Origin of the sequence: Bacillus cereus group sp. BceL291, from assembly GCF_051776705.1 — a bacterium.
Taxonomy (GTDB): Bacteria; Bacillota; Bacilli; order Bacillales; family Bacillaceae_G; genus Bacillus_A; species Bacillus_A cereus.
Map to the genome: position 1 here is coordinate 1 of NZ_JBPWAP010000007.1, position 18,358 is coordinate 18,358.

The following is an 18,358-nucleotide window of genomic DNA, read 5'->3' on the forward strand; positions in this document are numbered from 1 at the left end:
AATACTTTCTTTAATACCATTCACACTTTTTTCAATCTCGGTTGTTTTTTTAGTGAATTCATCATTCGTTACTTGATTTTCTGGAGCTGGTGTCCAATCCTGTGGCTTATTCCCTTTATATAGGGCAACCCATTCTACAGTTGCCTTTGTAGCATTATTTGGATAATTATATAAGTTTAATCTCCGTTCATTCCCACTTGTAGTTGTAACAGCTTTGAAAGTTACATAAGTTATTCCGTTAGCATAGACACTTGTTGCATATCCAACATTATTTGAACCACCATTCTGCCAAATTCCAAATTGCTGGCCTTGCGGGACACTTCCTTTAATTACAAAAGTATATTCCTCACCTGCAACAAAATTTTCAGTTAGAGAATATGGATTGATTAGATAATCTGTTTTTTCATATTTGACATTCGAATCTAATAACAGATTACGACCACCAGCTTTATCGTTATTAACCTTTGTTTCTATTTTTGTTAACTTTTCACTAATCTTCCCTGCTGCTTCTTTGATCTCTGTTGTTACTTTGGTTAAAACATTGCCATCTGCAAGATCTTCAGGAGCAGGTCGCCACGAATATTCTTTGTTACCTATAGTTATAATCAATTGCGGTGAGCTTTGCTGATACCAACAACCAGCAGGAGGGTTTGCATCGGGCTCTACACGAAAATGACTCTCGTTATCCGTTCCTGGTGATGACATCATGCCCGCTGTCACTACGAAAGAAACACTTACACGTTGCCATTGATTAGTAGATTTATTTGGACGAATTCCAGTAGCACCTGGTGCGAAATAGAAAGTGTGTTGTAACTCTTGACCATCCGGTAAACCTTTTACACGAGTAAAAATTGAATAGGTTACTTTATCTCCTACTTTTACAACTTTTCGATCTACTAAATCCTTGAAGTTATACGCTAAAGCAGTCCATGATGATTGAGTTTCTACGACTGTATTCCCTTGAAAAACATCCTTTGAAATTTTGACTTTATCTGCTGACTTAAGCCACCAACGATTGTCTGCTTGCGCAATGGTCAAAGCGCCATCAAAAGATTTGGAACCGATTAACAAGTTTCTTACATCGTCATTAAAGTTTGCTACACTTTCTTTAACTTCAGAAATAACTCTCTTATTTCCGTCCACATCATTTACTAAGGTGTTGATTTTACTTGTAGTATCAGTACTATTTTTCGTTAATGTTTCAATAGAAGTTTTAAATCCCTCAGAATCCTGTTCAAACTTGGTTACTTTTTTATCAATTTCACCTTGATCTCTTTGTACATCAGAAATAGTTCTCGTAACTTTTTGAAGGCTTTCTGTTACTTGATTAAATTGTCCAGTGGTTTCTTCTTGCGCTTCTTCCACTTTCTTATTTAATTCTTCTTTTGTGAGTTCTATATCCTTATTAACCTGCTCCAGTGTATCTTTTTTAATTGATTCCACATCAGGAATAAGAAGCTCCCAATCTTTCCCGTTCCACACTTTTAAAACACCAGGTTTACCGTTGCTAATGTCTCGCCATATCGTCTTGCCAATTTTAAGATTCGTCGTTGGCTGATTTACAGCCTCGATGATTTCTACTGTATTATTCTTCAAATTTTCTTGAACTTTCTCTGCTAACTCTTTCGCTGCTTGCGAATCTTTTTGCGCTTCAGTTACTTTTTTATCAGTATCTTTTACAAGTTCTTCTAATCTATCTAACAATTCTTTATTCGCTTTATTTCCTAGAGTAGCACGAATCTTATTGTACATTTTTCTTAACTCTTCGTTCGCATCAGTAATTTCACGATAGTCACCAAATACATATTGATCTTGTGAAGGATCAGTAAATGATTCATCGCCAGCAATAACACGAGCTTCTAAATACAGTTTAGGTGTAAATCCAGTATCTTTAATTCGGATTGTATCACCTTCATTTATCAATTCGTGAGCTAGTCCAAATATACGACCGATACTTTGCGCTTGAACTTCATAAGAAATAAAGGTATTCACACGTTTTGCTAACTCTGTTTTCATAAGAGTCATTAAACGCTCTGGAGTTATATCTTGTTCTGTTTCTGGCGTATAAAATCCAAATTTATGCTTTCCGTGTGCATTCCACCGTTGGAACGCATCATTATCAACAATGTAAGGAAGTCCGTTATTAATGGTTTCGATTGTAATAGGTTTATCACCTTCACCTCGTACAAAACCAACAAGTGCTGTACAAATATCCCTTGAGTGCTCAATACGTCTAACACCAACTAAATCTTTTTCTAGCACTACTTCTTTTCCCGTTTCTTGACCACGTTTCTTTATCATATCGACATACCAGCCAGTAATTTGAGAACCTACTACTTCGACACGATATTGGATTTCTAACTCAAACAAAGCCGCAATTTTCTTTAAAAAAGTGAGGGGATCGATAAATTCATCAATAGTCATCGTATGGAATGAAGAATAATCCGTTTTTCCACGTTTCCATTTCGAATCCGCAAGAGCAATATCAATAAACGTATTAACTGTTTCGCTCTCAATGCGTTGTGGTTTAATGAACCCATCTTTGGCTATTTGAACCCAGGCACCAGACGAATGCACAGTTAATGATCTATCATTTGAATCTTTTTCTACTTCATTGTTAATAACATACGGAACAATTCGACCATCTCGTACTTCCTTTAAAACCAAGTTCTGCTGTTGTAATGTAATTGCATGTGGAGTGCCGTCAAAAGTTTTGAAATCTAACGTATCAATGTTATTCTTAATTTCCCAATGACGTTTATCTTCCCAGTAATCTTTTGGTTGAATGACTGATATAATCTGATCTGTTTTGAAATCAACAATATGAAGTATCCCACTTGGCGTTCTCATCTAAATCGCTCCCTATATTTAACCTTTGCTGTTCCTATATCGGAAGGCATAATTTCAAGTTTATTAGTACCTTTATTGATAATAGGAAAATTACTAAAAATGTCTTTTATGTTAATAGCATTTTTCCCTTCAATACTGACATGGCTGGTTTCTGTATCAATTACGACTTTGTCACCAACATCGACTATATAAGGCGGTGTATTTTGATTATTTAAATTCACTTTCCAAAATTTTAAATCAGAAACTGTCATCGCTTCTACTGGCGGAACATCTTGCCACTGCATGATACTAATCTGTATTTGAGCTGCTTTTTCCATATGTTTATTGTCTTTATCGGTCCATCTTGCAAAGCGCTCTGAATCATCTTTTTCTGTTCCAGGAAGAAATTTTGAAATATAAGCCTCCCAATCATTACCGGTTCTAGCAATCCACAACCTACCATAATACTGATTCCATGTATTCGGGTAATCACCACTCTCATAAATTAAACCTGTTTTTCCAGGCTTATTATCATATCCAATTACCATTGTTCCAAAATTTTGTTCTGCTTGCCAATAGAGGTCATTCATAGCGATTTTTGAAAGAACTTTGCTGTTTTCATCGAGTATGGCTATCTCAACCCTTCCCATTTCATTGATCTTTTTACTTTTACACGTAACGTGGGCTTGCATAATAAAATCTTGTACTGGCCCGCCAGGGATACTCTTCTTAACAGCTGCGCCATGCCATCCATTACCTGAACCATAGTCCGAACAATAGAATTGGTAACTATCCGTTTTCATTTCGCCAACTGGATTACCATCTTCCATAGAATTGACTTTACTCCACCCTACAGTGGTAGACATTTCGTCCCATATAAGTCTTTGATTTCTTTCTACGGGTAATTGCTCCATTTTCAATGGAAATCCAATACGGAAATAATCCGGCTCTTTTGAATATTTATCTTCAAACCATACGTCTAAAAAAGTATGTGGTTTTGTAATATCAATTTCAATAATCGGATTTGAATGAACAGATCCTTTGTTTTTGACATTAGCAATTAACCCTTGACCGTCATTTTCAAAATCAACCGATTTTAAAGGTCCATATTTTATAGGATCAGTACGTAAAAAAGAGATTGTAACTTTATGAAAAGTTCCAATCTCTCCATTTTCACTTATACTTTCCGGTATCCCGTAATAGGTAAATTCAGGTTCATCTGTGAATATAATTGGTACAGGTTTATTAACAGATAGTACATTATTTAATTCATCGATTCTTTTTCGTAATTTACTACCTTTAATTGAGATGTCAACTTCTAAAGATTTTGTTGGTTTGCGAGCGTTTAAAAAATACGCTCCGTCTCGATGAGGAACAGACAAAGTTTGTACTTCATTATTAGAAACACTTCTTCCTCTTATATCATTAACAACTAAAAACCCATCGTCAAATAGTTCGTTGAAGTGTTTAATGATATCTATACCATTAAAAATAATCACATTATCACCACCTTATTAAAAACTTTTCTTTCTGGCTGTTTGTCTGTCGTTCTCTGCAAAAATATCTTCTACAAACCTAGAAAATTGATTTTTCCCTAGATTAATATTTATATAAGCAGGCTGTGAAGGCGGACTATACATAGATAAATTATTATTAGACGATGCCTTATCTGCTGCTCTATCAATATATCGTTTAGATAAATCGTGAGGGATTATTTGTGTACCGCGAGGTAGATTCATAATTTCTCCACCGCGTTCGTTTACATAAGATAATCCTCCACCGAAGAAAGGAGTTCCATTTGCGTTCTTAGGCGCATATTGATCCATTTCCCCGCCTTTAGTAACGACTTCCATGAATTTCTTAGCTGGTGTCCAGTTGTTCCACCAATTCTTAATTTTATCCCAGTAAGTTAAGATGTTACCTGTGCTTGTATCTACTTGTTCTTCTAAGTTTTTATAAGAGCCTTTTAATTTATCTATCCCTTCTGAACGCGTTTTATCTGCACTGTCTTTAACCTTTTCATATGTTTTGTTAGCCTCATCTTTTAACTTATTCGCTGTTTCTTCTGCTTCGCTTCCGAGCTCTTGTTTCATTAATTCAGCCTGTTTTACTCTTTTGTCACGTTCCTCTTCTGCTTTTTTTACTGTCTTATCATGTGTCTCATTTATTTTTTTTACCGCATCGCTAAGCATTTCGGCATTCATACGTTCTTTACTTTGTTTTAAATTATTTAAAATAACCTCTTGTTCTGCTTTATTTTCAGACATTGCCTGAATAGCTTGTTCATTAAATACCTCTTGTAACTTTTGGATTTGTTCATTTTCCTGTTGCGTAATACTACGTTTTTCATCTTTTGCCTTGTTCCAAATATCTAAAATTTGTTGCCTAGCTGCTTCAGCTTTTCCTTTTTGCAGTTCGTAGTGTTTGTTGTACATATCCATAATATTTTGTTGTTCTTCGGCTGTAACACCTTTTACACCTTGAAAAGCCTCTTGAGTTTTTTGGATGGCAGATTGTTTCTTTTGTTCATAAGCGTTAACTACTTGATCCCTCATAGCATTATAACGCTCTATAATACCAGGGATATTTTCATCCGTTATCTGTGTTTGTTGAGCGAACATTGTTACGGTTGCACTATTTGCTTGTTGAGCCATTTCCATGAATGAACCAACAGCTTTTTTTGTACTCTCACTTATTTTCGTAACACTTTGTACTGTACCATCAGCAGCTAAATTAATACGATCTTTAAATAAATCGACAGCCGGAACAGCTTCCTGAGTCATAGCTTTATAGATTCCATAACCTGCAGCGCCGATAGCAGCGGCACCAATTAACCAAGGGGCAGCAGCAATAACCGCACCGCCAAGAGCAGTTCCTAATCCACCCATTCCTAAAGCGGCAGCGCCAGAAGCACCTTCAACAGCAGCAGTTGCAGCAGCACCAGCGCGAGCGGCAGTTACAAAACCGCCTATTTTACCAACTAATCCACCAATAACTCCACCCATTCTTCCTAATATAGAAAGAGCAGGACCAGCAGCTAAAGCAATACCACCGATGGCAATCACTGTTTTTTGAGCTTCAGGAGATAAGCCAGCAAACCATTCAGTTACAGTTTTGACAGCAGCGGAAACTTTAGGTAGGACTTCCATAGCAATATCCAATAACATTTTCCCAAGTGGTTCTAATGCCAGTTGTGCTTCACGTAATGTCTTTTGCCATTTTTGAGAAAATGTTTCTTCTTGCGCTTTTCTTAGTTTGTCCATAGCACCTTTGGTTTCACCTAAACCGCCACTTACATCAGTCAGGCTATATACAGCTTGGTTTCCCATATCCTCGAATTTTACACCGAAAATAGAAACACCTAACTGAGTAGCCTCTACTTGATTCTCCATACCCTTCAAGTCGCCAATAACCGCCTTGAATACATCGGCAGCAGTTGCTTTTCCTTCATTGAACGATTTCCAAATATCCTGAGTTTTTTTAGGTAACTTCCCAAAGGCTTCTTCAACGCCTTTAGAACCATCTTGCACACGAATACCGAACTCTTTAACAAGATCATTAATGTAATCGAGATTGTACGATCCATTAGCGGTACCATTAGCGAGTATGGTGAACATTTCATCAGCAGAGAATCCAGCTTGCCTAAATAACGGTGCGTATTCGGAAAGGTTATCAAATAACTCGTCTGAATAATTCAAACCAGCCTGTGCTCCTGCAGCTAACAAATCAAATGTTTCTTCAGTAGTTAAACCGAATTCACCCATTAACTGTCCAGCACCACGAGTAGCTTCGTTTAAATCCACATCAAATGTTTTAGCTAAAGCTAAAGTGTTCTTTGTCGCTAACTCTAATTCCTCATGAGGAACATCACGCATATTCTGATAAACCTTTTCTAACCCTCTTGTCGCTTCTTCGGTACTCTCACCGAAGCCATCTTTCCAAACCTTTTTAACAATGTTGTTAAGGTTCTCAGCTCCTTTTTCAGTCACACCTAAGGCCGCTTGTATTTGTCCTTGTGATTTATCAAAATCAACAGCAGTTTTAAAACCAAGAGCAGCAACCGCAGCTAAAGGAGTTGTAACTCCGACTGTTAATTTATCACCGATGGCACCAATCTTGCTAAAGGCTTGTTCTACTTTGCTTCCCGTTTGTTCTGCTGTTTGTTGGAAACTTCGTAGTTCAGCTTCGGCCTGTCCGTTATTTACGGTTATATCAACGCCAATTTGTTCATGACCAGCCATTATAAACTCACCTGCCCGCCGAACTGAGCAAATAACTTATCCTTATCTGCTGCTTGTTTGATTACTTTAACTTGTGACTGTCTATTTTCGAATGGGAACTCTTTGAATGGTTTCTTACCACGATTCATGTTGTACATCGCATTCGTTACAACCGCTCTCATTCGTAACATGTCATTCTCTTTTTTCTGTAGATCATAAATGACAAGAGTGAAGAACTCTCTTTCGGTCATATTCCAAAATACTTCTGGTTCTATGCCGAATTCAAGGATAGCCATAGAAAAATCACGCTCGTCATTATCTACTTTTTTTCGGTGTCTTCTTTGCTTTCTGAGGACTTATAAACCTCAATAAGTCTTTTGTATTCTTTAAACTGTTCTTCATTCATAAAAGCAGCAGAAAGAGCTTCTAACACTGATTCAAAAAGCTTGATGATTCCACATTCTTCATCATTTACCGCTTCTTCAATAATGTCACAAGCTCTTTCTTTTGATACCTTTTGCCCACCACCGCGCAATAAAGCCCAAACTACTGCTGCGAATTGATATTCATCTACTACATTTCCATTTACACACATCATGGAGTAGTAACGCTGTACATTCATGCTGTATTCTTTTTCTAACTGCAATCGCATGTATCGAGATAGTCGCAAATTATAAATATCCCCATCTACTATTAATTGAGTAGAGGGGATGAATTTTTGATTACCCATAATTAAGCTCCAGTTGGTGGAGTTGGTACATAAGTTCTGCTAACTTGTGGGCCTGTACCTTGTAGAGTTAAAGAATATCCAGCTAAATCATCGATAGGAGCTTCTTCACTTAGATCAGTTACGATTGCAATACCGATTTTTTCTTTCATGCGGCCAAGATCTAATTCAGAAACAGCAACAGGAGTCCCGTTTTCATAAGCTGCTTCTAAAATGTCATACGCAGCATCACTAGCAGGCAACGCACCAGAAACATCAAAGCTCCATTCTTTCTGACCTTGAATGTATTCTTTATAGTCGTTGTATTCTTTAGGCTGCCAATCAGTAACTCCTAAGGCAGTCATAACTTCTTTCATATTTTCGATTCCACCAGTTTTGGTTGAAACGTCAATAGTGTCAGCAGTACGATTACCTGTGTGTTCTTTTTGGCCGCCGATAGCTAATACTTTATTTGTTTTTAAATCTATAATTCGTACAATTTTCTTTACACCTAAGTAAGATGAAATTTTAATTTTTAAATCTTCTCCTGCCAATTTACTTCACTCCTTCAATATAAAATTGATATGTTAAACGAACTGTTCTAAATCCACTCTCTGGATCTCGTATAACGCCTGAATCATCCGTTTTCTGATTCGAGCATGTTAAGTTGTTAGAAAGGATTAAATCCTCTTCTAGAGCTTGTATAATTTTTGCTCTGATATCGTATAAACGTCCGTTTGTTGGTTGTGCATCAACGATATAAAAAACGACAAGAGGTTTATCACCAAATGTCGTTTTCGTTGCGTTATCACCAATTGTAGGGATTTCAAAGGTGACGAAAGGAAAGGAAATACCTCCTTCTTCATTCTCGTCAGCTTCTTCATCCTCGTTATAATCAAATGAAGCTTCCACTCCATGTTGTTTTAATCGTTGAACTAAAGCAATATGGAAAGGTGTAAGCGTATCTCTAGTGTTAGCCATCGTATCTCAACGCCTTTCCTATTTCTCTTGCAAATTCATTCTTACCCTTTGTTACTGCTCTTGTGAAAAAATAACTACCAGGGATAAACCTTGTTCTTTTCACTCTTTTGAATGACTTAGAACGTTTGTCATAAAATATTTGTCCGGCTCTAACCATATGACCATAGTTAACATGGACTGTATATTCAGCCAATGATTGGACGCTACCTCTAATTGTGCCACCTGATGAAACGGTGGGCTTCTTTTCGATTTTACGTCTCATATCACCAGTATCAACATTCGCTTCTGCTTTCGCTTGTGATTGAATGTCTGTAGTTGTATTATCAACGGTATCTTTCACCCGTTGTTTCATTTGGTTATTGTATCTACCAATACTTGCTGCAAGTTGTCCGAATCCACTAACATCAATTCGAATTGACATTTTTACCAACAACCTTTTTGCAAATGAATAAGAAAACTTTCTTGTAATCTCGTTTTTCAAGAATCTCATACTTCTGATTCTCTACTTTGAGAATACGGGCATTAAAAGACTGCGGATCTCTACACAACACTTTTACATTAGTCTTTGTATAAGAAGCTCCATATACTTGAGTTTCTTGCAATGAAAATGGTGTTAGTAAGCTATCAAATACACCAATTGGCTTTTCGATAGGTATCTTATCGTTCATTTCATTTGTTACATACTCAATAGCGAGGTATTCAACTTTTTCATCATATCTCAAAAGAACCTCACTCCACTTCGACCAGTACCAGTGGCATCTTCAGTTCCTTGTGTTAATCCCTTTTTGAAGTTCTCTAATTGCTCTGTATACGGTTCTAATAAGTTAGTAATATAAGAAGTTGATATTACATCTACCGCTTCACTAGAAGCCCCTTCCGAACCTCTACGATTGTAAGCTGCGATTACAACTTCTACTGCAATTGATTCTAGAACTTTAGGGAATATAATCACCCCTACACGCAACGAAATAACGTCACGTGTAGAAGTAATCAATTCATTTAATAAATCATCCTGGGCATTATCTGTAATCCCTAAACGAATCTTAATTCGCGTTAACATGATTAAATACCCGTGATGTCTTTAAACTCTGCGAATGTAAGCAGATACTCATATGTTGTTTTGTCTTCTGTTACAAATACACCCTTTTCATCAGCCCAAAGACCGCCGAAATAGTTTGTAGCAACATAAGTAAATGGTTTAGGCGCAATTACCTTATAAGTTGTAGTTTCCGTAGCTTTTTTAGTTGCCATTTATATTCCTCCTTCTATTAACCTTGTGGAACTGTTGGAGCTGATGGATCTACATAACCTGTAATCCCGTTAATAACAGCACCAGCATAACTATTTTTAAGTTCTAATGAGTATTCGCCGACAATCATTCGTTTTTCAGAATCGCCATTTTGAGCAAGTGGCTTAGCTACCATTTTACGTAATGGGCGAAGTTTAACTTGATTTAAATCGACAATTGTTAAAGCGCCATCAGGCATGTGACGGTTCAATACGATGTTACCGCGACCATAACGAGTGTGAATTACATCAGCAGTTAAACCAATGATATTCCCGCCACCTTGGATAGCAGGAATCATTACACCTTTGTCCACTTTGAATAATTTATCAATGAATTCCGCAACAGTAGATCCACATTGAACTAACTTGTCGCCACCAGCACCTTTTTCCCAACAAAGACGGAAAGCTTTAATTAAATCTTCAGCAGAAAGTTTACCATCTTTAGGTGCGAATTTATTTTTCGAATTAATTAAGTTGATAAGACCGTTCATTTGGCGAGGTGTAGTTCCTGATTCGTCTGCTTTCGTCCCTTGTAATGCGTACCATTCTAAGTCAACTTTACTTTCGATCATACGGTCATTAATTTCTGAAGCCATTTCTCCACCAGGAACACCAGGTACTTTTACAGCTTCTAATGAACCAGATACTTCTGCAGTACGTTGGAAAATTTGCTCGTTGTTTTTGATTAATTCACGAGTTGTTTTGTTTGGATCTGTTGCATCGGCCCCCTCTAATTGAGGTCCTTTACGGTTTGAATCAAGAGCAGCTTCTCTCCAAGAGATTTCAGTGCTCGTTGCATCAGCAGTTAAACCGTTTTGTAATAGTAATGTTGTAAACGGTGTATCCATTGGTGATGCATATGCAATAGCTTCAGATAGATCAATCTTCTCTACGGAAAGTAAATCAGCAGTTTTTTTCATTTATTATCGACTCCTTATTGTTTGGTCATTTGTTTTTGAATGATGGCTAAGCTGTTTGTATTACCTGTTTCATTTGAATTAGGTAACTTTAAATCAGCGCCTTTTGCATAGTTGTTAGCGAAGCGCTCATCAACGCTCTTTTGCACACGTTCAGCAACTAATGATTCAGTGTATTCGTTGAACTTAGTTACATTTTTAAGTGTGTTATCTAATGAAGTTGGATCCACGCAGAAGGTAAGAGCAAAATCAGCATCGATCCCTAATTTATCTGCTTGTTTTGCAACTTCTGTTTCGATTGTTTTGCGAGTATTTTCAGCCTTCATCTTTTCAATTTCAGCTTTCATACCTTCTAATTCAATTTGTTCAGGCGTCTTTTCTGTACGCTTCGCAATTTCTTCTTGAAGAATACTAGGTAGTTTATTAGTCTTAAATGACTCAACACCTTTAGATACAGCGCTATCGATACGAGATTGAATAACCTTTTGTGCATCAACATTTGTATCTAAGAAACTTTGAAAATGATCTAACGTGAATTCTGGTTCGCCACCCGCTGGAGTAGGTTCAGGATCTCCCCCGCCGTTTGGTTCTGGATCACTAAAATGCTGTAAACCTTTTACTCGTAATCTATATTGTGTTTCCTGTTCTTTCTTAAACATGTGTATTTCCTCCTATCGCCCCATTGAGTACAAGCCCCAATAGTTCGGTATTTTGGTATTAAAAATAAGCCTTTTAATGTCATGCTCAGGACGAGTAGTGTCTATTAAATTGTTCCTTATCTATAATCCATGTCTTGCCTATCTTTTTAGCTGAGATTTTACCTGCAGCACATAAGTTTTTAATATATCCAGCAGATAAACCGCTAATAGAATGAGCTTCATCAACACCAATTACATTATTAAGTGTTTCACTATGCAGCTTTGACATAAGTATCTTCCCACTTCTTATAAGTCATATCAGGAACACGCTCATAACCTCTATTTAGATTCATAGCACGGTATTCAATCTTAGAAGTAGCGCTGATTGTAGTTGTTCTGCAATGTGGGTGAAATGGCGGATAGTTCTTACCGACAACCGCTTTATCGAGATCATATACTTTACCATCTTGAGCCTTGCATATCTTTGACGTTACAGTATCTAATGTTGCTAGGATACGGTATTGCTTGATATTATCTCGTTTATAAGCGTCTTGTGTAGCGTGTTCAGTGATAAAAGCACTTTCCGTTCTTGCTAAACGTTCTGCTTCATGCCATTTAACATCAAAGTTATTACGCAGTTGTTTTGTTACTTCTTTATAACTTGTGCCAGTAGAAAGCATTTTAGGTAGTTCATCTTGCAGATATAAAGTTAACTGTTTTGTATTACCCCAAACACGATCAGAGAAGTTTTGATTCTTTACCCACTTCTTATATAACGTAGCTCGCAATACTTCCTCACTAACAGCGTGATAAGTGCCAGTCATTCCGTAATACATCGCATTGTCATATAGGTTGCGATAATATGTTTCCTGGTAAGTAAGAGAAAGTTTGTCTTTTAGTATTTCTTCTTCCATAGCTCCCATTTCATAGAGCTTGTACATGATATTGACGAGTAATCCATCTAATCTTTGTAACTTATAAAAGCTGTAACGTATCTCTGTAAAGTTATTAAGCTGCGGATACCTTGCAATAAGCTCCTGGTAGTTGGAATATAAGTCTTTTCTTTCACTTACACTCATTTCCTGCATCAGCTTATAATACTCAATCACGTTATTCTTGCCGTATTTATCGTAATAGTCCTGGATAAGTAATTCTATTTCAGCTAACTTCTCTTGAAAGAATGCCTGATACAGTAATAAACCGTCATCAGCGTGTTTGTCCGCTACCTTTATTATCTGTTGCTTTCTCTTGGTCCAGTACTTCTCCTGTTTGCTCTGCGTCATTTGGGTTCACCTGCCCGAAATCACCGAAACTGTTCATTTCATTCATCTTTTCTTCTCGTTCTCTTTGCTTTTGTTCCATTTCTGCATCTACATCATCAATAGCAGGGATCATTCCAAGAACAGTGCGTTCAGATAAGATAGTTGTTAATTTCGTTAATGTATCAGCTAAGTAACCTAGATCAACCGGTAATGTGCGAGTAAAGTCAGCGTATATATTTGAACTTACAATGCTATTCATACCTTGTTTAATACGCATATAAGCAACAATACCTTCAAACATGTCACGTAATCCTTTTTCAAACCACGATTCAGTTAGATTCGCTTTAAACTCAAGAGCAATCAGTTTCCATTTACGAGCTTCACCAGATTCATTACCACCGGCAAAAGCCTCATCATTTACATCAACTGATTTCGAGAAGCGGAATATGTTCTTTTCTAGCATTCCAACAAAGTATTCAAAGAAGTCTTTTGGCATCATCTTAGTTAAAAATGTAGCATTACCATTTGCATCAGGAATATTTAAAATACCAGTTTCACCTTCGAATATCTTTTTAGCTTCTTCTCCGTCTATATCAGTACCAGTAATCAACATATAAGCTAAACGGAATTGTTCAACTTCATCAGCACCAGAAGAAATCATTCTATCGTATGCATCGTTAAGATCTTCAACAGTTTCAAAATCGCTGTGCATCTCTTGGTTGTTTCTAAACTCAAATACGGGAACAATACCTAACAAGTTATCTCTACCACCAGCAACTGTAAATTGCATCATTTCATTAACATCTGAAGTAACAGAATGATATTCCACGATTACATCTTTTGTATAGAGTGTAAGTATCTGTGTATGTCCCTTTTCTGTGTAATCTTCAGACAAAACAACAGCAGATTCTTTATGGCCTAACATATATGCATTCCACGAGTTAATGTTCGTAAGGTTTGCGTTAGTTTCGATAATATTAGTCTCTATATCTAATAAGCGATATGAAACGCCACATGCAGCCTGTTGAGTACCTGTTTCAATATCCTTTAAGAATACATCTTGGTTATATAAGTATTCTTTAACCCATTCTCTTTCATTGTCAGCAACTTCTTCTTCAATTTGATATGAGATAGGGTTACCAAATACATATCCAACCTTCTGATCTACGATTAGATTGAAGAAACTATTGTGTATTTTGTTCCAAACCTTAATCAAATCACTTTTAGGTTTCTTTCTATCATCAATAGCATTCTTTTCAGTTGTGTATTGTTTGTACTTTCGTAATCGTTCGTTTCTAATATCAATGAAGTCTTTAATGAAGTCGTTTGGATCAAAGTTATTGTTTCTTATCTTAAACAAATGCTTCTTTTCTTGCATTGTAGTTAGCTTAATACCGTTATTGTGTTGATATAATTCACTCCGCAATTCCTCACCTCCTTAAATGTTAAGTACTTTCGCAGTACTTTTAGTCTTCTCTGTATAAATGGCATATCGTACAGAATCTAATACATCATCCCATTCTTTCACAGGTTCACCTGTCCGTTTATTCCAAACATACATAAACACTTCTTTCTTAAAACGTTCTACACGCTGCAAGACAACTTTGAACTTCTCAGATTTAATGTATTTAGCTACTTCTTCAATACCGGATAGAACAGACTTATCAGCGTTTCTTGCTCGCAGTCTTTCCTTTTTGAATCGTTCAATGTATTCAGGTCTTGCTGTATCGCAATAAAAAAAGATGTTGCCGTAACGTTCTTTCACGCCTTTAGCCACACCTACCCAGTAATCTATCTCTTCATGTTGTTTCGCATGTTCTTCTAAAAGATACAGATTTCCTTCATCATCTTCACCAATAACAACAATAGAACCAAAATGCTCATAACCCCAATCGACACCAGCAAAGTATTTCGTGAACTTAATATCTTTTAGATCAGTTTCTTCTATATAATGTACATCCTTGTTGAAGTCTTTATATACAACCCCATCAGCACTACACCATAATCCTTTTATGTTACGGTCATAGAACATTCCAGTAGGAGTAGAAGCCTTAATACGTTCTCTGTATCTATCGTTTAAGAATGTATTATCATCTAATTCATATTGAAATGCTTTTATCGTTACGTTATCGTCCTTATCGATGTAATCAACTTTAAGCCAGTGTTCCGGATGATCAGGGTTTGTATCGACTAATATACGAGCACCTTCACCACTGCAGCGTGATTTAATTTCATCGAATACATCTTTATTAGCAAGAGAACCTTCATTCACATAAGCGCCATAAGCAGTCATACCACGAATAGTATCTAAATGGCTTATCTTTGAATGCCCTGTGCAACATACAAGAACTCCAAATAGTTTAAAACGATTGTATTTATCCATTTGAAAATCAAGGCCATACTTATTTGTAAGTTCAATGAGTACGTTCTTCGCTAATGTACCTAATGACGCGCCAGCTAATATATACTGTGGTAAATCTACACCTTCATTATCAGCAATTCTTCTTACTCGTCTTAGTTCAGATAGAAACAAATCATTATTTAAGATGGTTTTACCAGTACGTTTCGCTCCGTGTTGAATCAACATGAAGTAATCATTGTTATAAACGTAATCTAATACTTGTTGTTGCTTATCGTTATACAGTTCGCTCATGCTCATTTCTTAAACGCACCTTCTAACTTATCCAAGTACTGACCAATCTTATCTTCAGCTGGATTCTCATCTTTTAGTTCATTTCTAATCTTATCTATCTGAGCATTCATCAGACTCAATTTAGCACGTCTTTCATCATCTATATTAGCTAACTTATCAAAGTCTCTAATAAGAGAAGATAACGTGCTCATAGCTCTTGATTGAGCGTTTAAGAATGTAGCGTGTTTGTCCCAAGCGAATTGGATTTCCCATTCTTTTTCAGATGAACTTCCTGAATCAGAATAACTTTCTTTGGTCTTCTTCAATTCTTTAGTCATATCTTCCTGATCTTTAACAAACATTAATCGTTGAGCCCTAATAATAGCCGTATATTGAATCGTTATGTTTTCCCATAACATATCAATCGGATTCTTCTCCATGATCTCAGCAGCTAAATCAGCTACATCTTCAGGGAAGTGTTTACGGAAGAATCCGTGCGTTACTGCATTGTCATTTTGTAAAGGAGCGCCATGACCAACAGCGTTTTTATTACCCCATTTAGGATTCTTATTACCTGAATTACCTACAGCATTCTTATTATTAATGGGTGCACCTGTCTTCTTTTGTGTGCGTACTTTTTCATCTTTTGTATGCACACCTTTTCTGTCCCATTTATACCTGGTTTTCCATGACTTAACAGTATTTACACTAACATCATGTTTCTCGGCTATATCTTTATACTTCATACCTTGCATGTAATCTTCTTGAGCTAACTCGTGTTTTTGTTTCACTTCATATCACCACACCTACCTTCTTATAATTTTCACATTGTTTTTATCTTGTTTCCAAAGGTAGTAATCATATCTATATGAATCAATACCTCCAAACAAAAAGCATCTGTCATCATAGGTAATCCTTAACTTGTGTTTTAAGTAAGAACGTAATCCAATAATTGTATGCTTTCTAACATCCTTCATTTCTTTAATCCAAAATAAAAGCAGTTTCATTTATCACTCACCTCACGCTAATTGCTTTATAAAATAAAAAAGCAGCGGATTCTTCGCTATCATTAACATACTTTAAATCAATATTCATTTCATAATAAATTAATAAAAATATAAGTATAGGTAAATAGGTAAGAATAGAGTCTTCTTACAGAATGACATATACATATATCTATTTATAATTTATACATCTAAAATATATAAACAGTTGAACGTAAATATAAACTATAAAAACTTCATTGTTAACTACCGTTATTTTATCCGTTTGTGGAGAACTCCCTTTGAGTTTGTATATAGCTATGTAAGGTGAATTTTCTTACAACAAATAATACTACCTATTTAGAAGGGAGTTTTTGTAAATGAAATTTCGAAAGACAGAATTAGAAAACGGAACGATCACTTCAGAATGGGAATTTGATATTGTCGGTTGCATCTCTGCTATCGCCAATTTAATCGTAGCTCTCCACCTAGCAGGAATCATTTGATTCTTGCTTTTCTTTTTCGTTCGTTGTGTTCGTTTGTTTTGTCTGAATCCCATCATCAATCACATACCACTTTGCTTGTTTAAACAAAGACTGACAGTTCATCGAAGTTAGGTGCGTTCCAAGCTGTCTAAGAAATTCGTTAAAAAGCATTGGTTGTCTAAGGTCTACACCGTATTGATTAATGCTGTTACTTAGTAACCAACACTCACATATAATTTCCCCATCACATTGAAGCATTACCTCAAAAGGTACTTCTGTATATTTGACATCTTCCATCCCTCTCACCCCTTCTCCCTAAATGCAACACGTTTGCGCTTTTCTTTACCTAGATAACATCAAGAACTTTCTCATGCCATCTACAACTTCTTTATCGTTTTCAACAAGCTTACCTTTAACATAGATATCTCCATTGCTTTTCAGAGATACCATTTCTTGTTCACCAACTCTCAAGATGATACTGTCATGTGAATTATCTCTTACCAACTTATTTAAATCTCCATTATGCAACGTTAGATTCATCTCTTCACCACCTATGTAATTTTTATATAATAAAAAGCACCCAATTATGGATGCTTAATATATTTATATTTATTTATAAAAATGCACAAAAAAACACAATAATTGCTAACTTTTTATTTACACGTGTCGTAATACGTGTTATAATTAATTATAGATAAGGAGGTGATAATTTGAAAAGCGAAAGTTCAAAAGCGATAATCAAACGCCTAATGAAATCTGGATATGAATTACATAGCGTTCGTGGTAGCCACCACTACTACAAACATCCAGTTACAGGGATTAAGATTCCCGTCCCACATCCCCGTAAAGACTTAGGCGTTGGATTAACGCAAGCTATCTTGAAACAAGCAGGGCTGAAATAGCCCTCTCGTTTCAAATTTGAACTTAAACATATTATACACCAAACCAATTAAAAGAAAACTTATAAAGGAGAATGACTATGACTAAAGACTATTATGCTTTCCCCGCTAGATTTCACTTTAATATTGATGATAGTGTACTTGTAACTTTTCCTGATTTACCTGGTTGCATGACAAGCGGTAGGAATCAAGAAGAAGCTTTAATAATGGCTAGAGATGTATTAGGTGGTTTCTTATCAATAATGGAGGAAGATAACGATCCAATCCCTTCACCTTCTCAGATAACAGATATCATAAATGAAAATAGTAATGAGCATATTTTGTTAATAGATGTTAGAATGCCACCATATAGAAACAAAGATAATGTAAAACTAAAAAAGAAAACATTAACTATTCCACAATGGCTTGATGAAGAAGCTGTAAAAAAGAATATAAATCAATCTAAATTATTAACAGAAGCCTTAAAAGAACATCTTGGATATAATGATAAAACTAATACACCATAAAGGACGCCATATG

23 protein-coding genes are annotated in these 18,358 nt (G+C 36.0%); 3 read left to right on the forward strand and 20 right to left on the reverse strand.

From position 1 onward, the window contains the following. The 18 genes from ACS2CR_RS07250 to terS form a co-directional block, all read right to left on the reverse strand. On the reverse strand, window positions 1-2,850 hold a 2,850-nt coding region (locus ACS2CR_RS07250), incomplete at its 3' end, for a phage tail spike protein (protein ID WP_438906061.1). After that, window positions 2,847-4,328, reverse strand: coding sequence for a distal tail protein Dit (locus tag ACS2CR_RS07255; RefSeq protein ID WP_060852347.1), 1,482 nt, complete (start codon window positions 4,326-4,328; stop codon window positions 2,847-2,849). The genes ACS2CR_RS07250 and ACS2CR_RS07255, both read right to left, overlap by 4 nt. 15 nt (window positions 4,329-4,343) lie before the next feature. Then, window positions 4,344-7,070, reverse strand: a complete 2,727-nt coding sequence (locus ACS2CR_RS07260; RefSeq protein WP_080775463.1) for a phage tail tape measure protein — start codon at window positions 7,068-7,070, stop codon at window positions 4,344-4,346. Then, on the reverse strand, window positions 7,070-7,345 hold the full coding sequence (locus ACS2CR_RS07265; protein ID WP_042597357.1) for a hypothetical protein: 276 nt from the start codon (window positions 7,343-7,345) through the stop codon (window positions 7,070-7,072). Before ACS2CR_RS07265 ends, ACS2CR_RS07260 begins: the two co-directional genes overlap by 1 nt. Window positions 7,346-7,368: 23 nt before the next feature. Beyond that, on the reverse strand, window positions 7,369-7,779 hold the full coding sequence (locus ACS2CR_RS07270; protein ID WP_042597355.1) for a hypothetical protein: 411 nt from the start codon (window positions 7,777-7,779) through the stop codon (window positions 7,369-7,371). A gap of 2 nt (window positions 7,780-7,781) precedes the next feature. Beyond that, window positions 7,782-8,309, reverse strand: coding sequence for a phage tail tube protein (locus ACS2CR_RS07275; RefSeq protein ID WP_042597354.1), 528 nt, complete (start codon window positions 8,307-8,309; stop codon window positions 7,782-7,784). Between the two features lies 1 nt (window position 8,310). Beyond that, window positions 8,311-8,736 carry a hypothetical protein gene (locus tag ACS2CR_RS07280; RefSeq protein WP_042597352.1) on the reverse strand — a complete coding sequence of 142 codons (426 nt, stop codon included), beginning with the start codon at window positions 8,734-8,736 and terminating at the stop codon, window positions 8,311-8,313. Continuing rightward, complete coding sequence (locus ACS2CR_RS07285; RefSeq protein WP_042597350.1) at window positions 8,729-9,157, reverse strand: HK97 gp10 family phage protein; 429 nt, start codon at window positions 9,155-9,157, stop codon at window positions 8,729-8,731. Before ACS2CR_RS07285 ends, ACS2CR_RS07280 begins: the two co-directional genes overlap by 8 nt. Next, window positions 9,141-9,458, reverse strand: a complete 318-nt coding sequence (locus ACS2CR_RS07290) for a hypothetical protein (RefSeq protein WP_042597348.1) — start codon at window positions 9,456-9,458, stop codon at window positions 9,141-9,143. Before ACS2CR_RS07290 ends, ACS2CR_RS07285 begins: the two co-directional genes overlap by 17 nt. After that, on the reverse strand, window positions 9,455-9,796 hold the full coding sequence (locus tag ACS2CR_RS07295) for a phage head-tail connector protein (RefSeq protein WP_042597346.1): 342 nt from the start codon (window positions 9,794-9,796) through the stop codon (window positions 9,455-9,457). Before ACS2CR_RS07295 ends, ACS2CR_RS07290 begins: the two co-directional genes overlap by 4 nt. Before the next feature lie 2 nt (window positions 9,797-9,798). Then, window positions 9,799-9,987 carry a hypothetical protein gene (locus ACS2CR_RS07300; RefSeq protein ID WP_042597344.1) on the reverse strand — a complete coding sequence of 63 codons (189 nt, stop codon included), beginning with the start codon at window positions 9,985-9,987 and terminating at the stop codon, window positions 9,799-9,801. A 17-nt stretch (window positions 9,988-10,004) separates the two neighbouring features. Next, window positions 10,005-10,943: an SU10 major capsid protein gene (locus tag ACS2CR_RS07305; protein WP_042597343.1), complete on the reverse strand. Its 939-nt coding sequence runs from the start codon at window positions 10,941-10,943 to the stop codon at window positions 10,005-10,007. Window positions 10,944-10,957: 14 nt separating this feature from the next. Then, the gene (locus ACS2CR_RS07310) at window positions 10,958-11,599 is read right to left on the reverse strand and encodes a capsid assembly scaffolding protein Gp46 family protein (RefSeq protein WP_042597341.1); all 642 of its coding nucleotides are present in this window, start codon (window positions 11,597-11,599) and stop codon (window positions 10,958-10,960) included. Window positions 11,600-11,684: 85 nt separating this feature from the next. Further along, entirely contained in the window at window positions 11,685-11,867 is a 183-nt protein-coding gene (locus ACS2CR_RS07315; protein WP_042597339.1) for a helix-turn-helix domain-containing protein, read from the reverse strand. Beyond that, window positions 11,851-12,861 carry a minor capsid protein gene (locus ACS2CR_RS07320; RefSeq protein WP_228492420.1) on the reverse strand — a complete coding sequence of 337 codons (1,011 nt, stop codon included), beginning with the start codon at window positions 12,859-12,861 and terminating at the stop codon, window positions 11,851-11,853. The genes ACS2CR_RS07315 and ACS2CR_RS07320 overlap by 17 nt, the downstream gene beginning before the upstream one ends. Beyond that, window positions 12,785-14,266 (reverse strand): phage portal protein, encoded by a 1,482-nt coding sequence (locus tag ACS2CR_RS07325; RefSeq protein WP_042597338.1) that lies wholly within the window; start codon window positions 14,264-14,266, stop codon window positions 12,785-12,787. The genes ACS2CR_RS07320 and ACS2CR_RS07325 overlap by 77 nt, the downstream gene beginning before the upstream one ends. Before the next feature lie 12 nt (window positions 14,267-14,278). Beyond that, window positions 14,279-15,499: a PBSX family phage terminase large subunit gene (locus ACS2CR_RS07330; RefSeq protein ID WP_042597336.1), complete on the reverse strand. Its 1,221-nt coding sequence runs from the start codon at window positions 15,497-15,499 to the stop codon at window positions 14,279-14,281. Continuing rightward, a complete protein-coding gene (terS, locus tag ACS2CR_RS07335; RefSeq protein ID WP_042597334.1) occupies window positions 15,496-16,263 on the reverse strand; it encodes a phage terminase small subunit in 768 nt (255 codons plus the stop codon). Before terS ends, ACS2CR_RS07330 begins: the two co-directional genes overlap by 4 nt. A 572-nt stretch (window positions 16,264-16,835) precedes the next feature. On the opposite strand from terS, the gene ACS2CR_RS07340 reads away from it, so the two are divergent. After that, on the forward strand, window positions 16,836-16,961 hold the full coding sequence (locus ACS2CR_RS07340; RefSeq protein WP_254904479.1) for a hypothetical protein: 126 nt from the start codon (window positions 16,836-16,838) through the stop codon (window positions 16,959-16,961). Here the strand turns inward: ACS2CR_RS07340 and ACS2CR_RS07345 are convergent. Then, window positions 16,944-17,237, reverse strand: a complete 294-nt coding sequence (locus ACS2CR_RS07345) for a hypothetical protein (RefSeq protein WP_060852348.1) — start codon at window positions 17,235-17,237, stop codon at window positions 16,944-16,946. The two genes, ACS2CR_RS07340 and ACS2CR_RS07345, sit on opposite strands and share 18 nt — an antisense overlap. A gap of 45 nt (window positions 17,238-17,282) precedes the next feature. After that, window positions 17,283-17,480 carry a hypothetical protein gene (locus tag ACS2CR_RS07350; RefSeq protein WP_042597329.1) on the reverse strand — a complete coding sequence of 66 codons (198 nt, stop codon included), beginning with the start codon at window positions 17,478-17,480 and terminating at the stop codon, window positions 17,283-17,285. 170 nt (window positions 17,481-17,650) lie between these two features. On the opposite strand from ACS2CR_RS07350, the gene ACS2CR_RS07355 reads away from it, so the two are divergent. Next, complete coding sequence (locus ACS2CR_RS07355) at window positions 17,651-17,842, forward strand: type II toxin-antitoxin system HicA family toxin (RefSeq protein ID WP_000834382.1); 192 nt, start codon at window positions 17,651-17,653, stop codon at window positions 17,840-17,842. Window positions 17,843-17,919: 77 nt separating this feature from the next. After that, window positions 17,920-18,345, forward strand: coding sequence for a type II toxin-antitoxin system HicB family antitoxin (locus ACS2CR_RS07360; RefSeq protein WP_060852349.1), 426 nt, complete (start codon window positions 17,920-17,922; stop codon window positions 18,343-18,345). The last annotated feature ends 13 nt before the right edge of the window (window positions 18,346-18,358 follow it).